Source organism: Bacillus sp. S/N-304-OC-R1 (genome assembly GCF_019749375.1).
In the GTDB taxonomy this organism is placed as follows: Bacteria; Bacillota; Bacilli; order Bacillales; family Cytobacillaceae; genus Cytobacillus.
This window is the reverse complement of the sequence record NZ_JACWFE010000001.1, coordinates 359083-381122: the sequence shown is the minus strand read 5'-3', so window position 1 is coordinate 381122 and position 22040 is coordinate 359083. Positions and strand designations below refer to the sequence as shown.

The 22040-nt window shown below is 36.3% G+C and carries 24 protein-coding genes; all 24 read left to right on the top strand.

All coding sequences use genetic code 11. The annotated features are described in order from the left end of the window. The 24 genes from fliM to frr all read left to right on the top strand — a co-directional run bounded on the left by fliM (position 1) and on the right by frr (position 21865). Positions 1–999 carry a flagellar motor switch protein FliM gene (gene fliM / locus H0173_RS01845; protein ID WP_221844210.1) on the top strand — a complete coding sequence of 333 codons (999 nt, stop codon included), beginning with the start codon at positions 1–3 and terminating at the stop codon, positions 997–999. Further along, complete coding sequence (gene fliY, locus H0173_RS01840; RefSeq protein WP_221844209.1) at positions 989–2299, top strand: flagellar motor switch phosphatase FliY; 1311 nt, start codon at positions 989–991, stop codon at positions 2297–2299. The genes fliM and fliY overlap by 11 nt, the downstream gene beginning before the upstream one ends. 19 nt (positions 2300–2318) lie before the next feature. Continuing rightward, on the top strand, positions 2319–2681 hold the full coding sequence (locus H0173_RS01835) for a response regulator (RefSeq protein WP_221844208.1): 363 nt from the start codon (positions 2319–2321) through the stop codon (positions 2679–2681). A 23-nt stretch (positions 2682–2704) separates the two neighbouring features. Beyond that, entirely contained in the window at positions 2705–3364 is a 660-nt protein-coding gene (locus H0173_RS01830) for a flagellar biosynthetic protein FliO (RefSeq protein WP_221844207.1), read from the top strand. Next, entirely contained in the window at positions 3361–4026 is a 666-nt protein-coding gene (gene fliP / locus H0173_RS01825) for a flagellar type III secretion system pore protein FliP (RefSeq protein ID WP_221844206.1), read from the top strand. The genes H0173_RS01830 and fliP overlap by 4 nt, the downstream gene beginning before the upstream one ends. A 13-nt stretch (positions 4027–4039) precedes the next feature. Beyond that, complete coding sequence (gene fliQ, locus H0173_RS01820; protein WP_221844205.1) at positions 4040–4309, top strand: flagellar biosynthesis protein FliQ; 270 nt, start codon at positions 4040–4042, stop codon at positions 4307–4309. Positions 4310–4313: 4 nt separating this feature from the next. Then, positions 4314–5090 carry a flagellar biosynthetic protein FliR gene (fliR, locus tag H0173_RS01815; RefSeq protein WP_221844204.1) on the top strand — a complete coding sequence of 259 codons (777 nt, stop codon included), beginning with the start codon at positions 4314–4316 and terminating at the stop codon, positions 5088–5090. Positions 5091–5093: 3 nt separating this feature from the next. Continuing rightward, positions 5094–6179, top strand: coding sequence for a flagellar biosynthesis protein FlhB (gene flhB, locus H0173_RS01810; protein ID WP_221844203.1), 1086 nt, complete (start codon positions 5094–5096; stop codon positions 6177–6179). Positions 6180–6259: 80 nt separating this feature from the next. After that, the gene (gene flhA / locus H0173_RS01805) at positions 6260–8296 is read left to right on the top strand and encodes a flagellar biosynthesis protein FlhA (protein WP_221844202.1); all 2037 of its coding nucleotides are present in this window, start codon (positions 6260–6262) and stop codon (positions 8294–8296) included. Then, positions 8293–9453, top strand: a complete 1161-nt coding sequence (gene flhF / locus H0173_RS01800) for a flagellar biosynthesis GTPase FlhF (RefSeq protein WP_221844201.1) — start codon at positions 8293–8295, stop codon at positions 9451–9453. Before flhA ends, flhF begins: the two co-directional genes overlap by 4 nt. A gap of 1 nt (position 9454) precedes the next feature. Beyond that, positions 9455–10321, top strand: coding sequence for a MinD/ParA family protein (locus H0173_RS01795; protein WP_221844200.1), 867 nt, complete (start codon positions 9455–9457; stop codon positions 10319–10321). A gap of 8 nt (positions 10322–10329) precedes the next feature. Beyond that, entirely contained in the window at positions 10330–11421 is a 1092-nt protein-coding gene (locus tag H0173_RS01790) for a protein-glutamate methylesterase/protein-glutamine glutaminase (protein WP_221844199.1), read from the top strand. Positions 11422–11441: 20 nt separating this feature from the next. Further along, a complete protein-coding gene (locus H0173_RS01785; RefSeq protein ID WP_221844198.1) occupies positions 11442–13496 on the top strand; it encodes a chemotaxis protein CheA in 2055 nt (684 codons plus the stop codon). 50 nt (positions 13497–13546) lie between these two features. Further along, complete coding sequence (locus H0173_RS01780; protein ID WP_221844197.1) at positions 13547–14017, top strand: chemotaxis protein CheW; 471 nt, start codon at positions 13547–13549, stop codon at positions 14015–14017. A 4-nt stretch (positions 14018–14021) separates the two neighbouring features. Beyond that, positions 14022–14660: a chemotaxis protein CheC gene (locus H0173_RS01775; protein ID WP_221844196.1), complete on the top strand. Its 639-nt coding sequence runs from the start codon at positions 14022–14024 to the stop codon at positions 14658–14660. After that, positions 14653–15150, top strand: a complete 498-nt coding sequence (locus tag H0173_RS01770) for a chemotaxis protein CheD (protein WP_221844195.1) — start codon at positions 14653–14655, stop codon at positions 15148–15150. The genes H0173_RS01775 and H0173_RS01770 overlap by 8 nt, the downstream gene beginning before the upstream one ends. A gap of 122 nt (positions 15151–15272) precedes the next feature. After that, the gene (locus H0173_RS01765; RefSeq protein ID WP_221844194.1) at positions 15273–16034 is read left to right on the top strand and encodes a FliA/WhiG family RNA polymerase sigma factor; all 762 of its coding nucleotides are present in this window, start codon (positions 15273–15275) and stop codon (positions 16032–16034) included. A gap of 24 nt (positions 16035–16058) precedes the next feature. Further along, positions 16059–17417, top strand: coding sequence for a FapA family protein (locus H0173_RS01760; RefSeq protein WP_221844193.1), 1359 nt, complete (start codon positions 16059–16061; stop codon positions 17415–17417). Positions 17418–17446: 29 nt separating this feature from the next. Then, on the top strand, positions 17447–17758 hold the full coding sequence (locus H0173_RS01755) for a hypothetical protein (RefSeq protein ID WP_221844192.1): 312 nt from the start codon (positions 17447–17449) through the stop codon (positions 17756–17758). A gap of 9 nt (positions 17759–17767) precedes the next feature. Next, positions 17768–18376, top strand: coding sequence for a hypothetical protein (locus H0173_RS01750; protein WP_221844191.1), 609 nt, complete (start codon positions 17768–17770; stop codon positions 18374–18376). Positions 18377–18520: 144 nt separating this feature from the next. Further along, positions 18521–19222 carry a 30S ribosomal protein S2 gene (gene rpsB / locus H0173_RS01745; RefSeq protein ID WP_221844190.1) on the top strand — a complete coding sequence of 234 codons (702 nt, stop codon included), beginning with the start codon at positions 18521–18523 and terminating at the stop codon, positions 19220–19222. Between the two features lie 208 nt (positions 19223–19430). Then, the gene (gene tsf / locus H0173_RS01740; RefSeq protein WP_221844189.1) at positions 19431–20312 is read left to right on the top strand and encodes a translation elongation factor Ts; all 882 of its coding nucleotides are present in this window, start codon (positions 19431–19433) and stop codon (positions 20310–20312) included. 270 nt (positions 20313–20582) lie between these two features. Beyond that, positions 20583–21308, top strand: coding sequence for a UMP kinase (gene pyrH / locus H0173_RS01735; RefSeq protein WP_221844787.1), 726 nt, complete (start codon positions 20583–20585; stop codon positions 21306–21308). Beyond that, positions 21308–21865, top strand: coding sequence for a ribosome recycling factor (frr, locus tag H0173_RS01730; RefSeq protein WP_221844188.1), 558 nt, complete (start codon positions 21308–21310; stop codon positions 21863–21865). The genes pyrH and frr overlap by 1 nt, the downstream gene beginning before the upstream one ends. Positions 21866–22040 lie beyond the last annotated feature (175 nt).

The following is a 22040-nucleotide window of genomic DNA, read 5'->3' as shown; positions in this document are numbered from 1 at the left end:
ATGTCAGGAGAAGTTTTATCACAAAGTGAAATAGATGCGCTACTATCAGCACTGTCTACTGGAGAGATGGATGCGGACGAGCTTAAAAAAGAGCAATCTGAGAAAAAAGTAAAAGTTTATGATTTTAAAAGAGCACTACGATTTTCAAAGGATCAAATTAGAAGTTTAACGAGGATTCATGAAAATTTTGCAAGGCTGTTAACAACCTTTTTCTCAGCACAGTTAAGAACATATGTGCAAATTACTGTCGCTTCAGCCGATCAGATTCCTTATGAAGAATTTATTCGTTCTATCCCGAATATGACAATTTTAAATGTTTTTGAGGTTCCGCCATTAGAAGGAAGAATCCTAATGGAAGTCAATCCTAATATCGCTTATGCCTTAATGGATAGAATGATGGGAGGCAAAGGCTCTAGTATTAATAAAGTTGATAATTTAACCGAGATTGAAACGAAAATTATGTCTACTACTTTTGAACGGGCTTTTGAAAACTATATGGAAGCCTGGAGCACGATAGAGGAAATCGATCCGCAGCTGATGGATTTTGAAGTCAATCCACAGTTTCTGCAAATGGTTTCCCCGAATGAAACAGTTGTTGTTATTTCATTGAATACTACAATTGGTGAAACGAGCGGAATGATGAATATTTGTATTCCACACATTGTTTTGGAGCCAATTATTCCGAAATTATCTGGTCACTACTGGATGCAATCAGATAAAAAAGAAAGAGTTCCAGAAGAATTAGACAGGTTGGAGAAGCACATTCACCAGGCCGAAGTCTCTGTCATCGGAGAACTGGGCACATCTGAAATTAGCATTCAAGATTTTCTAATGTTAGATATTGGTGATGTCATCGAGTTAAATAAGCAAATAGATCAGCCACTATTGGTCAAGGTTGGAGACATACCTAAATTCTTAGGTCAGCCAGGCAAAGTAAATAAAAAGCTTGCTATACAAGTATTAGACATCGTGAAAGGGGGAGAAGACGATGATGAGTGACGGTATGCTTTCACAAGATGAAATTGATGCACTTCTACGTGGAACAGATGATGAAGATGAATCGAGTTTATTTGATGACAACCTGCTGAACGTTGAGGACTATCTATCTCCAATGGAACAAGACGCATTAGGAGAAATAGGCAACATTTCATTTGGAAGCTCAGCAACAGCATTGTCAACCTTACTTAACCAAAAAGTAGATATTACAACACCAACAGTTACAACGATACCGCCTAAAGAATTGCATGATGAATTTCCACATCCTTATGTAGCGATTCAAGTTAGCTATACAGAGGGGTTTTCTGGGAGTAATTTATTAGTTATTAAACAATCAGATGCAGCGATCATCGCAGATTTAATGCTTGGAGGAAATGGGGAAAACCCGGCAGATTTGATGGGAGAAATCCAGCTAAGTGCAGTGCAGGAAGCAATGAATCAAATGATGGGATCTGCTGCTACCTCGATGTCTACAATTTTTAGTAAGAAAGTTGATATTTCGCCGCCAGCTATTGATGTTTTAAATCTTCAAGCTGGTGAAGGTACAGAGCGAATACCAGATGTGGATATTCTTGTTAAAATTTCTTTCAGATTAAAAATCGGGGAACTAATTGATTCAAATATTATGCAATTATTGCCACTGCAATTCGCGAAGGAATTAGTCAATGAATTGTTAAATCCTGGAGGTCCAGCAGAAAATACTTCAGGTACAATGGAAGAACCAGTAGATCCATTTCCAGAACTTCAAGAGCAGCCTGCGATCACAATGGATAAACAGCCTGCAGATTATCCTCAGGGAAATGGTTATTCACAAAATGCCTATCCTGAAACAAATATGGCACATCCTAATGGCGCATGGCAGCAAACGCAACAAGCTCAACCGGTCCAACAATCACAACAGGCGTATTATGCTCAGCCACAGCAGCCTAGCTATCAAAGTGGACCGCAGCATTTTGGTTCACCACTTCCTGGAGGACCTCAGCCTACTGTTCAGCCGGCGGTATTCTCTAGCTTTGAACCGTACTCACTTCAGGAGTCGGAATCAAAAAATTTAAATATGCTATTGGATATTCCATTACAAGTAACGGTTGAATTAGGAAGAACAAAACGATCTGTAAAAGAGATTCTGGAGTTGTCGGCTGGATCTATCATTGAGCTTGATAAGCTTGCTGGAGAACCAGTAGATATTTTAGTCAATAACCGCTTGATTGCTCAAGGAGAGGTAGTCGTTATTGATGAAAACTTCGGAGTGCGAGTAACAGATATTATAAGTCAAAGCGATCGAATAAAAAAACTTAGGTAAATACGGGGGTTAAGAAATAATGGCTCATAAAATTTTAATTGTAGATGATGCAGCTTTCATGAGAATGATGATCAAGGATATTTTATCAAAAAATGGATACGACGTTGTAGGGGAAGCTGCAGACGGTGCACAGGCAGTAGAAAAGTATAAAGAAGCAATGCCTGATCTAGTTACAATGGACATAACGATGCCTGAAATGGATGGAATTACTGCTCTTAAAGAAATTAGAAAAATAAATCCGAATGCAAAAGTAATCATGTGTTCTGCGATGGGGCAGCAAGCAATGGTTATCGATGCGATCCAAGCTGGAGCAAAAGATTTCATTGTTAAGCCATTCCAGGCAGACCGTGTGCTAGAAGCGATTTCAAAAACCTTAGGATAATAAATTATAGAGGGTGCAGTATATTGCTACTATATGTAAAGCGGACAATCCTTTCGCTGTTTTTAATAAGCTTCGCTCTGCTGGGCATTCATGCACCAGCCTATGCAGAGCAAGTAAATAGCGTAAAGGATTGTATAGAACATCCAGATTCCTGCGACCAAGATCATCAGCCTAATAAACAAGAAACAAAAGCAGATGAACCCGTAAAGGTAGGCTTAAATGCATGGGATTTCATCAAAATGATTTTTGCTACACTGTTTGTAATAGCCCTTTTATACTTCCTATTAAAATTCATTAATAAGAAAAGCAGAACATTTAAAAGTTCTCAGCTTGTTGAGAATTTAGGCGGTACTGCACTAGGGACAAATCGTTCAGTGCAATTAATAAAGGTTGGAAATCGGATTTTAGTTGTAGGTGTTGGGGAAAATATTCAGTTATTAACAGAAATAGATGACCAGGAAGAATATAATCAGCTAATTTCTAATTATAACGAGAAAATGGATCAGCTTGTACAACCAAGCGATATTGTGACAAAGGTGCTTCAAAGAAGGAAAAATATACAACCAGACAATAAAAAAGGGAACCAATTTCAAAACTTGCTTAAACAACAATTAGAAGAAATCACAAAAGGTAGAAAGCAATTATATAAAGAAATGGAGAAGAAGGGGTCAGACGAGCAATGAATGAATTTATTGATTTTTTTAACAGCAGTTCGCCTGAGAATGTATCAACTTCTGTGAAGCTTATCCTCATGCTCACAGTCTTATCATTGGCACCCAGTATTCTCATTTTGATGACTTGCTTCACAAGGATTGTAATTGTTCTCTCCTTTGTCAGAACGGCGCTTGCCACTCAGCAAATGCCTCCAAACCAAGTATTAATAGGTCTATCATTGTTCCTAACATTTTTTATCATGGCACCAACCTTTCAGCAAGTTAACAAAGAGGCACTTACACCATTATTTAATGAAGAAATTAATCTAGACCAAGCATATGAAAAAGCTTCTGTTCCCTTTAAAGAGTTTATGAGTGCGCATACGAGGCAAAAGGATTTAGCGCTGTTTCTGGAATATTCCAAAGCAGAGACTCCAAAATCAATTGAAGATATTCCATTAACGGCTCTTGTCCCTGCTTTTGCCATCAGTGAAATAAAAACTGCATTCCAAATCGGATTTATGATTTTTATTCCATTTCTAGTGATAGACATGGTAGTAGCTAGTGTGCTGATGTCAATGGGGATGATGATGCTGCCTCCAGTAATGATTTCATTGCCTTTTAAAATATTATTATTTGTGTTAGTTGATGGCTGGTATCTCGTCGTGAAATCTCTATTACAAAGCTTCTAAAGCAGGTGAAAAAATGACTCCTGAATCCGTAATTACCATTGCAGAACAAGGAATTTATACAGTATTGTCCATATGCGGTCCATTATTATTGCTTGCCCTTGTAGTAGGGTTAATTGTTAGTATTTTTCAAGCGACAACACAAATTCAAGAGCAAACCTTAGCGTTTATCCCGAAGATTGTTGCCGTTTTAGTTGGATTAGTAGTCTTTGGTCCATGGATGCTTAGCCATATGCTGTCATATGCTGGAGAAATATTCTCGAATCTTACTAGGTTTGTAGGATAAAATGATGGCGAATTTTTTACCAGCATTCCCAGCTTTTTTACTAATTTTAGTAAGGGTAACATCTTTTTTCTTGATGATGCCCCTTTTTTCTTATCGATCTATTCCAACAGCTGCAAAAATTGGACTAGGATTTTTTATGGCAATGATAATGGTATTTACAATTGATACACCAACTCTTGAAATAGATAGTCACTATTTCTTATTGATTATTAAAGAAGCACTAGTCGGTCTTTTAATAGGATTTATCGCTTATATGATTTTAGCAGCTATACAAATTGCTGGAGGCTTTATAGACTTCCAGATGGGATTTGCAATTGCTAATGTCATAGATCCTCAAACTGGTGCACAAAGCCCGCTAATGGGTCAATATTTATATACAATTGGACTTTTTTTCTTACTAACAGTGAATGGTCATCACCTACTATTAGATGGGGTTTTTTATAGCTATCAGTTTATACCTTTGGATCATGCTTGGATTCCATTTGGCAATGAAAATTTGGTGGAGTATGTTATTAAAGCTTTTAATTCCATGTTTATTATTGCTTTTCAGATGTCTATCCCAGTAGTAGGAAGCCTATTTTTAGTGGATCTAGCTTTAGGAATTGTTGCAAGAACAGTTCCCCAGCTCAATGTTTTTGTCGTGGGACTTCCCCTTAAAGTAGGTGTGAGCTTTATAGTGCTCATTGCAGTTATGAGTGTAATACTGCTTGTAGTTTCCCAATTATTCGAAACAATGTTGAGCACAATGCGAGGGCTAATGGATCTTATTGGGGGAACGTAAAGGATGCAGCGGTTAATTAATTTAGATCTTCAATTTTTTGCTGGTGAAAAAACAGAAAAAGCAACACCGAAAAAAAGACAGGATTCACGAAAAAAAGGACAAGTTGCTAAGAGTCAGGATGTCAATACAGCTGTTGTACTACTAGGTGTCTTTTTGTTTCTTTTTTTCGCAGGTTCCTATTTAAAAGATATTATTTTTTCCATTATGACACATACGTTTAATTACTATATGCTAATGGATCTTACTGAAGGAAATGTGCAAATCCTTTTCTTAACTATTTTAAAAGAGCTTGTATTATTTTTAGGACCTATTATGCTTGTGGCGATGTTAGCTGGTATTGCGGCTAATTATGCCCAAGTTGGATTTTTATTTTCAACGGAAACTATTCAGCCGAAGTTAGAAAAGCTTGATCCAATTAAAGGATTCAAACGAATATTTTCAGTGCGTGCTATTGTTGAACTGTTTAAATCAATTTTAAAAATAGGTTTTGTTGGCATTGTCACGTTTATGGTTTTATGGAACCGAATTGATGAAATTCTAATTCTTTCTCAAAAATCAGTAGGTGCTGCGATGGCAACCATTGGAAGCTTAACTGTACAAATGGGGCTATTTGCCTCTGGTGCACTCTTATTTCTATCTTTATTAGATTTTCTGTATCAAAAATATGATTTTGAAAAAAACATCCGAATGTCAAAACAGGATATTAAAGATGAACATAAAAATATCGAAGGGGACCCCCTGATTAAATCAAAAATTAAACAAAAACAACGGGAAATGGCGATGAGAAGAATGATGCAGGAAGTTCCGAACGCAGACGTTGTAATCACGAATCCAACTCATTTTGCCGTTGCATTAAAATATGATGAATCCAAATTAGATGCTCCATATGTTGTGGCAAAAGGTGTAGACTTTGTGGCACAAAAAATAAAAATGATTGCAAAAGAAAAAGATATTATAACTGTCGAAAATCGGCCTCTAGCAAGAGCTTTATATAGTCAGGCAGAAATTGGCGACGCGATACCAGAGGAATTCTTTAAAGCGGTCGCTGAAATTCTCGCCCATGTGTATAGAATGAAAAAAAAGATTTAATGATTACTTTATGTTTTTTAGCTTACAGCAGTGCCTTTTTTTCCTAAGGTATCAACGCTTTTTAATAGGAGAGGAAAATTATGTCAGCAAGGGATTTATCAGTATTGATAAGTGTAATCTTAATTGTAGCTATGCTTATCATCCCTTTTCCATCATGGCTACTAAGTATACTTATTATTTGTAATATAACGTTGGCTCTTATCGTTCTTCTAACAACGATGAATATGAGTGAACCACTGCAATTTTCTATATTTCCATCATTATTGCTATTATTAACGCTTTTCAGATTAGGTTTGAACGTATCAACTACCCGTTCAATTCTTTCAAAAGGTGAAGCAGGTGGAGTTGTAGAAACCTTTGGAACCTTCGTTGTTGGAGGAAATGTAGTTGTAGGAATGGTTGTATTCTTAATTCTAATTATCATTCAATTTATTGTTATTACAAAAGGGGCGGAACGTGTTTCTGAAGTGGCTGCTCGTTTTACTCTCGATGCGATGCCGGGAAAACAAATGAGTATCGATGCTGACTTGAATGCTGGAATGATTTCAGAGCAGGAAGCTAGACAACGTCGAGAAAAGGTGAGCAGGGAAGCTGATTTTTATGGTTCCATGGATGGGGCAAGTAAATTCGTTAAAGGCGATGCCATTGCCGGTATCATTATTGTCCTGATTAACTTAATATTTGGAATAGTAATCGGGATGACTCAGCAAGGCTTATCCATTGCTGATGCCGCCAATAAATTTTCGCTGTTAACAGTTGGGGATGGAATTGTCAGCCAAATTCCAGCTTTGCTCATCTCTACTGCTACAGGTATTGTGGTCACTAGGGCTGCATCAGACGGAAACCTTGGAAAGGACATTACAGCACAATTATTTGCCTTCCCAAAGATGTTATATGTTACAGGCGGTACGATTTTGTTATTAGGCTTATTTACACCAATTAATGACTTTTTAACAATTCCGATTGCTGCTCTTTTAGGAGTTGGTGGGTATCTCATTTCCCGTACACCTGATCCAGCAAAAGAACAGCTGCCTGAAATTGATGAAGAGCTAGAAGCAGGCGAAATGAAAAGCCCTGAGAGTGTTGTAAGCTTATTAAATGTGGACCCGATAGAATTCGAGTTTGGCTATGGTCTTATCCCATTAGCTGATGCTAATCAAGGCGGGGACCTGCTTGACCGTATTGTCATGATTCGACGTCAGTTAGCTATTGAACTAGGTCTAGTTATTCCAGTCGTTAGAATTAGAGATAATATCCAGCTACAGCCCAATGAATATAGATTAAAAATTAAGGGAAATGAAATGGCAAGGGGAGAATTGCTTTTAGATCATTATTTGGCGATGAGCCCAGGGATTGAAGACGATTCAATTGAGGGTATTGATACGATTGAACCATCATTTGGATTGCCTGCAAAATGGATTACAGAAGATATGAAAGAACAGGCAGAGATATTTGGATATACAGTTGTAGATCCGCCATCTGTTGTTTCAACACATATTACTGAAATAATTAAAAGTAATGCATATGATTTAATCGGCAGACAGGAAACAAAACAACTGATTGATCATTTAAATGAGAGCTACCCAATCCTCGTTGAGGAAGTGACGCCTAATCCGTTATCTGTTGGAGAAGTGCAAAAGGTACTATCTAAACTATTAAAAGAAAATGTTTCAATACGAAATCTCCCTATTATTTTCGAAACACTTGCTGATTTTGGAAAGGTGACGAGTGATACAGATTTGCTCACAGAGTATGTAAGACAGGCATTGGCTCGTCAAATTACAAATCAATTTTCCCAAGGGTCAGATTCTCTAAAGGTTGTAACACTTTCTGGAAAAGTGGAGAAACTAGTAGCTGAAGGAATTCAGCAGACAGAGCACGGTAACTATTTATCCATGGATCCAACCGTGTCCCAATCCATTCTAGAGTCGATCGCGTCACAGGTAGAACAATTATCATTAATTGAACAAACACCAATTGTTTTATGCTCACCTGCAGTAAGAATGTATGTACGTCAATTGACAGAAAGATATTTTCCGCAGATTCCGATTCTATCCTATAACGAACTAGAAGCGAATGTAGAAGTACAGAGTGTTGGGGTGGTGAATATAGATTGAAGGTAAAAAAATATATTGCTCCTTCCATGGCGGAAGCAATGAAGAATATTCGTGCTGAACTTGGAAGTGACGCAGTTATATTAAATTCAAGAGAAGTACATTCAGGCGGGTTTTTGGGCTTATTTAAAAAGAGAAGTATTGAAGTTATTGCAGCAACAGATAAGGGAGTAAATCCCCAACAAAAACCGATAACAAAGTCTAGCTCAACTGCAGTAAATGCATCTAAAGGGGATTTTTTACAACCGGAAAAATCTGCAAATGTAAAAATGGAAATACAAAGACCTTCAGAAGATATCATAAAAGAAATAACTGACTTAAAGTCTAAGCTAAACTCACTTTCATTGAATAGTTCCAATCAAGGCCCTTTATATCCGGAGCATTTGCAGCTTATGCAAAAGCTACTAAAGGATCAGGAAATTGATGAGTCTCTTCAAAATACTTTGCTTACTTGCCTTCTTGAAAAATGGTACGTAAATGGAGGGAATGCATCCATAAATGAGGTATATTCATGGCTTCAAAAAGAAATGATAAGTCAGCTTTCTGGGGCAAACTTTGGCGGGATATCATTTAAGAAAAAGTATATTAATGTTGTTGGTCCAACCGGGGTTGGCAAAACTACAACCTTAGCTAAAATTGCTGCAGATTGTGTGATAAATCATAAAAAGAAAGTTGCATTTATAACGACAGATACGTATCGAATAGCTGCGATTGATCAGTTAAAAACATACGCAAAAATTTTAAATGTCCCAATGGAAGTTTGTTATACGATAGATGATTTTAAGAAGGCTACGGAATCTTTTGAAGAATATGATGTAGTTTTAGTTGATACAGCCGGGAGAAATTTTAGAAATAAACAGTATGTAGAAGATTTGAAAAAGGTAATTGATTTTGATAACGAGATGGAAACATTTCTCGTTCTTTCTCTGACTTCGAAGCAGAGAGATATGGAAGATATATATGAGCAATTTTCTATTATTGAGATAGATAAATTTATTTTTACAAAAGCGGACGAAACATCTGCCTATGGGGCGATGTATAATTTGATCACAAAATACAATAAGGGCGTCGCTTACATGACAAATGGTCAAAATGTTCCAGACGATATGATTGAAGTAAAACCAAGTAATATAGCAAAAACCATTATTGGGGTCGAGTAAAATGAAAGACCAGGCAGAAGATTTACGATTAAGAATAAGAGCTAAAGAGCAAAATAAAACTCCTAGAACGCTAGCTGTTGTAAGCGGAAAAGGGGGAGTTGGAAAATCAAATATTTCTCTCAACTTTTCAATTTCCTTAGCCAAAAAAGGTTTATCTGTTCTACTGTTTGATATGGATTTAGGAATGGGGAACTTGGATATATTAATGGGAAAATCATCAGAGGTTTCTATTATAGACTATTTTGATGGAAATATTTCATTAAGAGAAGCCATAATGAATGGTCCAGAAGGGCTTCATTATATTGCAGGTGGCTCTGGCCTCTCCCATTTAGTTCATTTAGATGAGAAAATGGTTGGAAAATTTACACAAGAGCTTGAGATTCTATTCAGTGATTATGACTATGTCATATTTGATATGGGTGCCGGAATAACGAACGAATCGATTAAATTCATCTTATCCGTTCAAGAAATTGTTTGTATTACGACACCTGAGCCAACGGCGATTATGGATGCCTATTCAATGTTAAAGCACATTCATATAGTAGATTCGTCTATTCCTTACTATATTGTCATTAACCGTGTACAAAGTGAAAGAGAAGGACAGCAGACATTTGACAGGATATCAAAAGTATTAAAAAGTTTCCTGGATAGGGATTCCTACTATTTAGGGATGCTTCCGGATGATAGAGTTCTTCAACAAGCTGTCAGAAGGCAGACTCCATTTATTTTATACAATGAAAAGTCAGCCTCTTCAAAAGCAATAATGGAAATTACGGAGAGATTTAACAACAAGCATTTTTATGAGAAACCGTTATTAAATGGTATGCCATTTATATCAAAATTAAAACGGCTTCTCTTTGAAAGGTAGGCAGCCTCATGAGACAAATTAATGTGTTAGTAGTAGATGATTCAGCTTTTATGAGGAAGCTAATTTCTGATTTTCTTGCTGAGAATCCCCTAATTAAAGTTATTGGCACGGCTAGAAATGGTAAAGATGGACTAAAAAAAGTCAAAGAATTGAATCCTGATGTTGTCACAATGGATGTTGAAATGCCTTTATTAAACGGACTTGACGCGGTAAAGAAAATAATGGAAGAACATCCTGTGCCAGTCATTATGCTTTCAAGTACAACGAAAGCAGGAGCAGAAAATACTGTGATTGCCATAGAAAATGGTGCATTTGATTTTATAGCCAAGCCTTCAGGTGCCATTTCTCTTGATTTACATAAAATAAAGGAAGAATTAGTTCGAAAGGTGATCTTAGCAAGTAAAATAAGCAGGAAACAACTGATAAATCTAGCATCAAATAGAAATTTTTCTTCTATACATGAAGAAAGATATAGTAAAATAGAACCAAGTGAATCTAGTAAAATAATTAAAATCAGTGAAGATCACTATACGAGAAAAGTAATTTGTATAGGCACATCCACAGGGGGTCCAAGGGCTCTCCAAAAGGTTTTAACTAAATTACCGTCTAATATGGATGCAGGAATTCTTATTGTCCAGCATATGCCTGCAGGGTTTACAAAATCATTAGCAGATAGATTAGATTCACTATGTGATATTTCTGTTAAGGAAGCTATTGATGGTGAAATAGTAAAAAAGGGAACAGCTTACATAGCTCCAGGAGGTCTCCATTTAAAGGTTAAGCAATCTGGCGCTGATCTTATTATTCAATTAGATAAATCAGAGCCGAAAAATGGTCATCGGCCAGCTGTTGATGTACTTTTTGAATCTGTAAGTGAAATAAAGGAGTACAAAAAAATTGCGGTCATTATGACTGGAATGGGGTCAGATGGAACAAAAGGTCTCATTACTATGAAAGAAACAGGTACAGTAACGGCAATTGCGGAATCGCAGGAAACATCAATTGTTTTCGGAATGCCAAAAGCTGCTATTTCAACAAGATTGGTAGATGAAATTCAAGATGTTGAAAAAATTGCAGATTGTATTATGAAGCATGTTTAAAGCGGAGGGGTGAGTAGCTAATGGATATGAATCAATATTTAGAAGTTTTTATTGAAGAAAGCAAAGAACATTTACAAGCTTGTAATGAACAGCTGCTAGAACTTGAGAAGAATCCGGAGAATATTAGCATTGTTAATGAAATTTTCCGGTCTGCACATACGTTAAAAGGTATGTCAGCTACTATGGGCTATGAAGATTTAGCAAAATTAACTCATCAAATGGAAAATGTTCTCGATGCAATTCGAAATCATAAAATTAAATTTAACCCAGAAATCCTTGATGTTGTTTTCCTTGCTGTAGACGATTTAGAAGCAATGGTCCAGTCTATTGCAGGAGGCGGAGACGGTAAAAGAGACGTAGCAGATGTTGTTGAAAAGCTCTTATTAATCGAAAAAGGGGAAAGTATTTCCAGCGCTACGAAGTCGGAGGTAGCTGCCGCAGTTGCAGAACCTGTAGAAAAGGTTAAAAGCTTCTACGATGAATTTGAATTGACTGTCCTACAGCAATCTAAAGAGCAAGGCTTCGAGACTTTTGAAATTACTATTTCATTAAGGGAAGATTGCTTGCTTAAAGCAGCTAGGGTATTTATGGTTTTTGAAATCCTAGAAAAAATCGGAGAAGTAATTAAAGCGAATCCACCGGTAGAGCAATTGGAAGAAGAGCAGTTTGATAATGAATTTACTGTTACGATTGTATCTAAAGAGACTAAAGATGATATTCAAAAGAAAGTAATGAAGGTTTCAGAGATTGAAAAAGTGGAAGTAAACACATTTACATTTGAAGCTATTCGTCAATCCGATCTGGAAGTAGCTGAGCAAATTACAGCTATTGAACCAATTTCACAGACTATTGAAAATAACGAAAATAGTGAAGCTCCTAAACAGGAAGAAAAGAAATCAGCTTCATCATCATCTTCAAAGCAGGCAAACAGTAAAACAATTAGGGTGAATATTGAAAGACTAGATATTCTAATGAATCTATTTGAGGAATTAGTTATCGACCGCGGACGTTTAGAACAAATTTCCCGTGATTTAAATAATCAAGAGCTTCATGAAACGGTAGAGCGAATGACAAGAATCTCTGGTGATTTGCAAAATATTATTTTAAACATGCGCATGGTACCAGTAGAAACGGTGTTTAACCGATTCCCACGCATGGTTCGTCAGCTAGCCCGTGATTTAGATAAAAAGATCAACCTGGAAATAGTTGGTGCAGAAACTGAGTTAGATAGAACCGTTATTGATGAAATTGGAGATCCGCTTGTTCACCTAATTAGAAATGCACTTGATCATGGTGTCGAAACACCAGAAGTTAGAAAAGCAAACGGCAAAAATGAAGAAGGTACAGTTATTTTAAAAGCTTATCATAGTGGCAACCATGTCTTTATTGAAATTGAGGATGATGGTGCAGGTATTAATCGCGATAAGGTACTTGCCAAGGCGATAAAAAATGGTATTGTTACTCAGCAGCAAGCAGCAACGATGAGTGACAAGCAAGTATATGAACTAATCCTTGCTTCTGGATTCTCTACAGCAGAAAAGATTTCAGACGTATCAGGCCGTGGAGTTGGTCTTGATGTTGTGAAAAGCACGATTGAATCCTTGGGCGGTACAGTTTCAATTGATTCCACACTAGGAAAAGGATCGATTTTCTCAATTCAATTACCATTAACATTATCGATTATTTCTGTCATGCTAACCGAAATACAAAGAGAAAAATTTGCAATTCCTCTATCCTCAATTATTGAAACAGCGATTGTGAAAAAATCAGAAGTACTTAATGCTCATAATCAAAGAGTCATTGATTTTAGAGGTAAGGTAGTACCGCTACTATTCCTAAAAGAAATATTTGAAGTACCTGTATTTAATGAAGAGGACGAATTTTATTCAGTTGTCATTGTTAGAAAAGGTGACAAAATGGCTGCTCTTGTTGTAGACTCTTTTATCGGACAACAGGAAGTAGTTTTGAAATCATTAGGAAACTATTTAACAAATGTATTTGCTATTTCAGGAGCTACTATACTTGGAGATGGACAAGTAGCATTAATTGTAGATTGCAACTCTCTAATTAAGTAAAAAATATAATTCCGATTATTTAAGATTGACTAGTAAGGGAGTAGATTAGTATGACGGAAGCAGTTGCTGGTGATATTAAATTAATTGTTTTTCAGCTTATGAACAAGGAGTATGCAATACCAGTGAATCAGGTTCGGGCTATTGAAAAGATTGAACACATTACAAGAGTGCCAGGAACTGAAAGATTTATTAAAGGGGTTTTCAACCTGCGTGGAGTAATAACACCAATTATTGATCTCCGCAGCCGATTTGGACTCCAAGAAGTGGAATATTCTGATAGTACTCGTGTCATTATTGCGGGCCTAAATGATTTAGAAGTTGGCTTTATCGTAGACTTAGCAAATGATGTAATTGATATTCCGGTAGACTCCATCGAACCGCCGCCAGAAGTGGTAGGTGTTACAGAAGCTGAGTATATAAATGGTGTTGCTAAAATCGGTAATCGATTATTGATTTTGATTGACCTAGAAAAAATCTTAAATACCGAAGAGCGATTGAGATTATTAGGAAATGAAGGATAATCAAATGAATTTTTTTGAAAAAATTACATCCATGCATCTTGATATTTTGAAAGAGATCGGAAATATAGGTGCTGGACACGCCGCAACAGCACTTTCAAAATTATTAAATAAGAAAATTGATATGAAAGTGCCTGATGTGAGAGTCGTTTCATTTGACGAAATGATGAATATGATGGGCGGAGCTGATAATGTTGTTGCAGGGGTGTTTCTGAGAATTGAAGGTGACGCCCCTGGAAGTATGTTTTTTGTGTTGCCTGTTAGGCAGGCAACACAATTTATTCGTGAAATGATTGGAGATCATAGCTTTAGCTTCGAATCACCCGAATATAGTGAGCTAGGATTATCCGCCTACCAGGAGCTTGGAAATATCCTAGCTGGCTCTTATCTATCATCTCTGTCAGATTTTACTAACTTATCTTTATATCCATCCGTACCTGCATTAAGTATTGATATGGCAGGTGCAATCATTAGCTATGGACTTATTGAATTATCTCAAGTTAGTGATTATGCAATAGTTATTGACACAGCGCTTAACGATGAAGGTATTGATAAAGAAACAGTAAAAGGTCATTTTTTCTTGCTGCCTGATCCAGAATCTTTTGATACGATCTTTAAATCATTAGGAGTTCAGCAAAATGATTGAATGTAAAGAAGTAATAAAGGTTGGTATTGCAGATATGAATATCGTCAAGACACCTCATACAATCAGGACGTCAGGATTAGGCTCTTGTGTAGGGGTAGTTGTTTACGATCAGCAGCGGGAAATTGCTGGATTGGCTCATATTATGCTTCCTGATTCGAAACTGGCAAAAAACAGTATTTTAAATATTGCTAAGTATGCAGATACGGCAGTAAAAGACCTTGTTTCGAAACTTATACAAAATGGCGCAAGAGCCTACTCATTAAAGGCAAAGATTGCAGGTGGGGCTCAAATGTTTCACTTTTCATCAGGCAGTGACATTATGCGTATTGGTCCGAGAAATGTAGAAGCTGTAAAGGCAGAACTATCTGCACTCAAAATTTCAATTATAGCTGAAGATGTAGGCGGGAATAGTGGAAGAACAATAGAATTTGATCCACAGTCATGCCTGCTTCATATTCGTACAGTAAATAAAGGAGTCCAGGAAATTTAATCAGCTTCTTTCAGGATAAGAGGCTGGTTCTCCTTTTAGACTAAAGCATGACGTCTAAATCAGCTGTTACAGAGGTATTTTCACAAATTTCTAGGAATTAGAAACGTTTGAGGAGGATGACCATGGTGCATCATGCGACTGAAGAGCAACGATATTGGCATAATTGGGTCAGTTCGCGGGATAATCAAGCGGGAGATTATCTCGTAAAAAAATATATGCCACTCGTTAGTTATCATGTACAGAGAATTTCGGTAAATCTTCCGAGGAATGTTTCAAGAGATGATTTGCGAAGCTTAGGGATGATAGGACTTTATGATGCCTTAGAAAAATTTGACCCAAATCGGGATCTTAAGTTTGATACATATGCTTCATTCCGAATTAGAGGTGCTATTTTAGACGGTTTAAGAAAAGAGGACTGGCTCCCGCGCAATACAAGGGAAAAGGCAAAAAGAATCGATGCAGCTATAGAAAAGCTCGAGCAGCGGCTAATGAGAAATGCAACAATTGATGAAATCGCTGAAGAATTAAATATGAGCGAAGAAGAAGTGCAATTAGTGATAAATGAACACTTCTTTGCAAATATTCTTTCAATCGATGAGAAACTGTGTGATCAAGATGATAAAGAAGGTCACTCTCATACCATTAAAGATGATCGAGCTGAAATTCCCGAGGTGAAAATAGTAAAAGATGAAATCATTCGAGAGCTAGGGGATATGATTTCTCAGTTAAATGAAAAGGAACAGCTTGTTATTAGTTTATTTTATAAAGAAGAATTAACTTTAACTGAAATTGGACAGGTAATGAATCTATCAACCTCAAGAATTTCGCAAATTCACTCAAAGGCTATTATTAAACTAAGAACAGCTTTAGCAAAGGTAATCTAAATATTGTCAAAAGGGGGAACTAAGATGGAAAAGCATTATCGGATAATTATTACAAAAGATCGTTTAACTGCAAAAATTGATTTAATCACTGAGATTGAAAATGACTTTTCCATTAAAAAGAATGATATTGAACTTTTTCTAGCGAAAGAGAAAGTATTCTTTGGAATTAAAGAGGAGCTTGTTGTCCAAATTTGCGAAGACCCCAAATCCCTTCGTTATCCAGTTGTTATTGCAGAAGGCATCCCGCCAAAAGCTGGAGTGGATGCCTATCTTCTAAGTGAAGTTCAAAATGAGAAAACTGAACACAGAGAAAAATTTAACTTCCGAAAAATCCTTCAAATCCCATCTGTTTCAAGCGGTCAGCTTCTAGCTTCAATTGTTCCGCCAACTCCAGGTACAGACGGTAAAGATGTATTTGGAAATAGGATTCCCGCCAATAATGGAAAGCCTCTTAAAATTAGACCAGGAAAAAATGTAATATTGAATGATACTAAATTTTATTCAACAGCAGACGGTCAATTAAGTTTATTAAATAGTATGATTTCAGTAAATCCTGTTTTTGAAGTTAATGGAGATATAGACTTAAAAACAGGAAATATTGATTTTATTGGAAATGTCATAATTCGAGGGAATGTTCCTAGTGGATATGAGATAAAAGCAGGCGGAGATGTTAGAATATTTGGGCTAGTTGAAGCTGCAAATATTAATGCTGGGGGAAATATTATTGTTTCTGGAGGAATTTCAGGTGGTAATAAAGGGGTGGTTTCTGCAGGGGGAAATGTTCTGGCAAGTTATTTAAATCAAGCAATTGTCCAAGCTGGTCAAGATGTAATAATTGAGTCATCTATTTTACATAGCAGGATCCAAGCAGGCAGTTCTATATTAGGGAAGAAAGCACTTGCAATTGGCGGGTTACTAACTGCTAACAAGGATATTTATTTAAAAGAAGTGGGAAATCGTCTGTTTACTAAAACAGAGCTTCAAGCTTTTACTGATACTACTTTAGCTGAAAAAGAGCAAGAGTTAAAAATAGAAATGGCCAAATTAAAAGATAACATCGAGAAATTATCAAGCATCGAACAAAAGCTATTGGAAATAGAAAAAAAATCAGGCAATTTATCTCCCGAGCAAAAAATGGCCATTTTAAAGCAAAAGTCTACAAAGCAACATTTGCAAGAACAGCTTTTAAATATGAATCAAGAGCTTAGGCAGTTGGAAGAAGAAAAAAATGAAAGACAGGACCCCTCAATTTACGTTTATGAGTCTGTCTATCCTAATACAACTGTTCAATTTGGGAAATATGCATTACAGATCCAGCACAAGCAAACGTCAGTTCGTTATTATCTTGACAGCGGTGAGATTTCTTCAGAGTCAATAATCTAGCGAATAATACTAATAATGGGTGTGGTACTATGAGTTTGAAGTCGATTGAAATGCAAGTAGCATTACCAAGAACACTGGAAGTTGGTAAAATTCAGGAGCAATTGCAGCAACGAGGTCAAAACATTAATGATTTTGCCACAGAGAGAACCCATAAGGAAGAAAAACTTCAAAGAGAAACAGTAATTAAAAATGAGCAAAAAGCAAATGTCAAATTGTCGCAAGATGAACGAAATGGCAGCTCTAGAGAAGATAGAGAGAATAATCAAAAGAAAAATAACAGAAAATCTGCTGAAAGTGAAAGACACCCGTATAAAGGGAGTGTTATTGACTATAGTGGATAGAGGGATTATATGACCACTTTTTTATTATTAATTAGCTTATTTTTAAATGTTCTTGCACTTTTTTCAATTATTATCTTATTCCTGAGGCAAAATAAATTTTTGCTGGTAGAAAAAAATCAAGAACAAATGATGCAGGAAATGGAAGAAGTAATTTCTGCCTATCTTGTTCAAATGAAAGAAGAAAATGAAGAATTTCTTAAGAGAATGAGTCAAATTGATAATAAGTCTACCATATCTATAAAAGAGGAAAGCGATATTAATTTTAAGGAAGAAATAAAAGATATTGAAATAAATGGAAGTATTCAAGGTAGAGTAGGTAAAGCCAATATTTACAATGCTGCAAAGGCTTATAAACAAACTGCTAACATAGCTAAAATGAAACAAGGGAATTCCAACAATACAGAAAAAGAAAAAGCTGGTATTCCGCCATTAGATAGTGAAGTTAATGACTTAAATAATAAAAAAAACAATAGCAGTTTAAAGGAAGATACATTAATAAATGAGATTCTTCTCTTAAAAAAACAAGGATTAAATGAAACCGAAATAGCCCAAAAGCTTAATAAAGGTAAAACAGAAATAGCTCTTTTACTAAAATTTAATCAAAATAGTATGGAATAGCTTGATAGTCAATTATTTTTATGCTATATTAACAAATGGTGTTAATACACACGCTTATTGATTTAGTCGGACGGTGCTGAGTTGTCAGTTCCCGATTGAAAATGATATAAGCGGAGGAAAACAAACCATTAGGAGGAAAAAATAATGTCAGTAATTTCAATGAAACAATTGCTTGAAGCTGGTGTACATTTTGGTCACCAAACACGCCGTTGGAACCCTAAGATGAAAAAATATATTTTCACAGAGCGTAACGGCATTTACATCATCGACCTTCAAAAAACTGTTAAGAAGGTTGAAGAAGCTTACAACTTCGTTAAGGAGCTTGCTGGTAACGGCGGTACAATGCTTTTTGTTGGTACTAAGAAACAAGCTCAAGATTCAGTTAAAGAAGAAGCAATCCGTTCTGGTATGTACTATGTAAACCAACGTTGGTTAGGTGGTACATTAACTAACTTTGAAACAATCCAAAAACGTATTGCACGTCTTAAAGATATTGAAAGAATGTCTGAAGATGGAACTTTTGAAGTACTTCCTAAGAAAGAAGTAGTTCAATTAAAGAAAGAGCAAGAGCGTTTAGAAAAATTCTTAGGCGGAATCAAAGATATGAAGTCTCTTCCAGATGCTTTATTTATCATTGACCCTCGCAAAGAGCGCATTGCTGTTGCAGAAGCTCATAAATTAAACATTCCTATCGTTGGTATCGTAGATACAAACTGTGATCCGGATGAAATTGATGTAGTTATCCCTGCAAACGATGATGCTATTCGTGCGGTTAAACTTTTAACTGCTAAAATGGCAGACGCAATCCTTGAAGCAAAACAAGGTGAAGAAGTTACAACTGCTTAATAAAAGCTCTCTTGGATAATGAATTTAAACATTATTAGATTTTAAAGGATTTTACCAAGAATCTAGGCTAACAATAATAAAGGTGATAAGGGAGCACCCTTTATCACCTTTTTTTAAAGAAAATGCAGAGTTAAGAAGAGTTATTGATTGTAAGTAAAAATATAGGTAAAAATATTATTACATAATTGACTTAAGGAGGATTTTCATAATGGCTATTACTGCACAAATGGTTAAAGAACTTCGTGAAAAAACAGGCGCAGGTATGATGGATTGTAAAAAAGCGCTACAAGAAACTGACGGTGACATGGAAAAAGCAATCGATTTCCTACGTGAAAAAGGAATTGCAAAGGCTGCTAAAAAAGGTGACCGTATTGCTGCAGAAGGTTTAACTTCTATTAAAGTTGAAGGAAATAATGCTGTTATTCTTGAAGTAAACTCAGAAACAGACTTTGTTGCAAAAAACGAAGGCTTCCAAGTACTTGTTCAAGAATTAGCTGATCACCTATTAGCTAACAATCCAGCTTCAGTTGAAGAAGCTCTTGGACAAACTATGGCTAACGGTTCAACTGTAGAAACTCATATTAACTCTGCAATTGCAAAAATTGGTGAAAAGCTTACTCTTCGCCGCTTTGCAGTAAAAACTAAATCTGATAGTGATGCATTTGGTGCATATCTTCATATGGGCGGACGCATTGGTGTATTAACTGTTGTTGAAGGCACTACAGATGAAGATGCTGCTAAAGATGTTTCAATGCATATCGCTGCATTAAATCCTAAATATGTTTCACGTGACGAAGTTTCTGCTGAAGAAGTTGAGCGTGAGCGTCAAGTATTAACGCAACAAGCCTTAAATGAAGGCAAGCCTGAAAATATCGTTGTTAAAATGGTAGAAGGACGTATAAGCAAATACTTTGAAGATGTTTGCGTAAACGACCAAGCTTTCGTTAAGAATCCTGACCAAAAAGTTGGTAAATTTGTAGAATCTAAAGGCGGAAAAATCCGTGAGTTCGTACGTTACGAAGTTGGAGAAGGCCTTGAAAAGCGTGAAGACAATTTCGCAGAAGAAGTAATGAGTCAAGTTAAAAAATAATAAACTTAGTGTAATACATCAAGAAATGCTAAATAGGGAACACTCTGTGTTCCCTATTTTTCAAAGTTGTCTAGCTTCAGCGCCTACCCCCGACGTACAGGATGTACTAGTGTCGACAATGCGACAGGACGTCGCGGTTATGTCGACCTCGAGGTCATAAGCCGATCCTCCCAGAAAGATAAAATACAATCTTTCCGGGAGGCTCGTCTTATGCTTGTCGGGGGTGAACAAGGCGCTTCTGCATTTCGATTTTTACATATGGAGGTCTATATGAGCAACCCAAAATACAAACGCGTCGTCTTAAAATTGAGTGGAGAAGCTTTAGCAGGAGAACAGGGCTTTGGTATCAACCCTTCCGTAATTAAATCAGTTGCAGCACAGGTAAGAGATTTAGCTCAATTAGGAGTAGAGGTTGCTGTTGTTGTTGGCGGCGGTAATATTTGGCGGGGAAAAATTGGGGAAGAAATGGGCATGGACAGAGCAAATGCTGATTATATGGGCATGCTTGCTACTGTTATGAATTCATTGGCACTCCAAGATAGCTTGGAACAGCTTGGTATTGAGACTAGAGTTCAAACTTCAATAGAAATGAGACAAGTAGCAGAGCCATACATTCGCAGAAAAGCAATCCGTCACCTAGAGAAAAAACGCGTTGTTATTTTCGCAGCAGGTACAGGAAATCCTTATTTCTCAACAGATACAACTGCTGCATTACGTGCAGCAGAAATTGAAGCGGAAGTAATTCTGATGGCGAAAAACAATGTAGACGGTGTATACTCTGCAGACCCGCGTATCGATAAGAATGCAAAAAAATATGAAGAGCTTTCATATTTAGACGTATTAAAGGAAGGTCTCGCTGTTATGGATTCAACAGCATCTTCTTTATGTATGGACAATGATATTCCTTTAATTGTTTTCTCAATTATGGAACCAGGAAATATAAATCGTGCCGTTATGGGTGAAACAATCGGAACAATTGTTAGGGGGAAAAAATAATGCCAAAACAAGTAATCGCTAATGCAAAGGATAAAATGACAAAGGCTATTCAAGCTTATACTCGTGAATTAGCATCTATTCGCGCTGGCAGAGCAAATGCTTCCTTGCTTGATAGAATTACTGTAGATTATTACGGGGCACCAACACCAATTAATCAATTAGCTGGTGTTTCTGTTCCTGAAGCCCGTCTATTAGTGATTCAGCCTTACGATAAATCGATTCTTAGCGACATAGAAAAAGCAATATTAAAATCAGATATCGGATTAACTCCATCAAATGATGGAAATATTATTAGACTTTCAATTCCTCAGCTTACAGAAGAGCGCCGCAAAGAGCTCGTTAAGCAAGTGAAGAAAGAATCAGAAGAAGCTAAAATTGCAATTAGAAATATTCGCCGTGATGCAAATGATGATTTAAAGAAACTAGAGAAAAACGGTGAAATTACTGAAGATGATTTACGCGGCTATTCTGATGATATTCAAAAACTGACAGATGACCAAATTGCCAGAATTGAAACCATCACAAAAGATAAAGAAAAAGAAGTGCTGGAAGTATAATTTTGCCCATAATACTGGTGTTACAAGTAAAAAAATAACCCTCTAGCTTTAGGGGGTTTTTTTCGATCTTTTTAGAAAATATACTTTTCTGTATTATAAATAATAAATACATATGAGCATATTCTTAATTTAGTCATCTTTACATACCCTTTTTATAGAGATAACTTTCTTTATT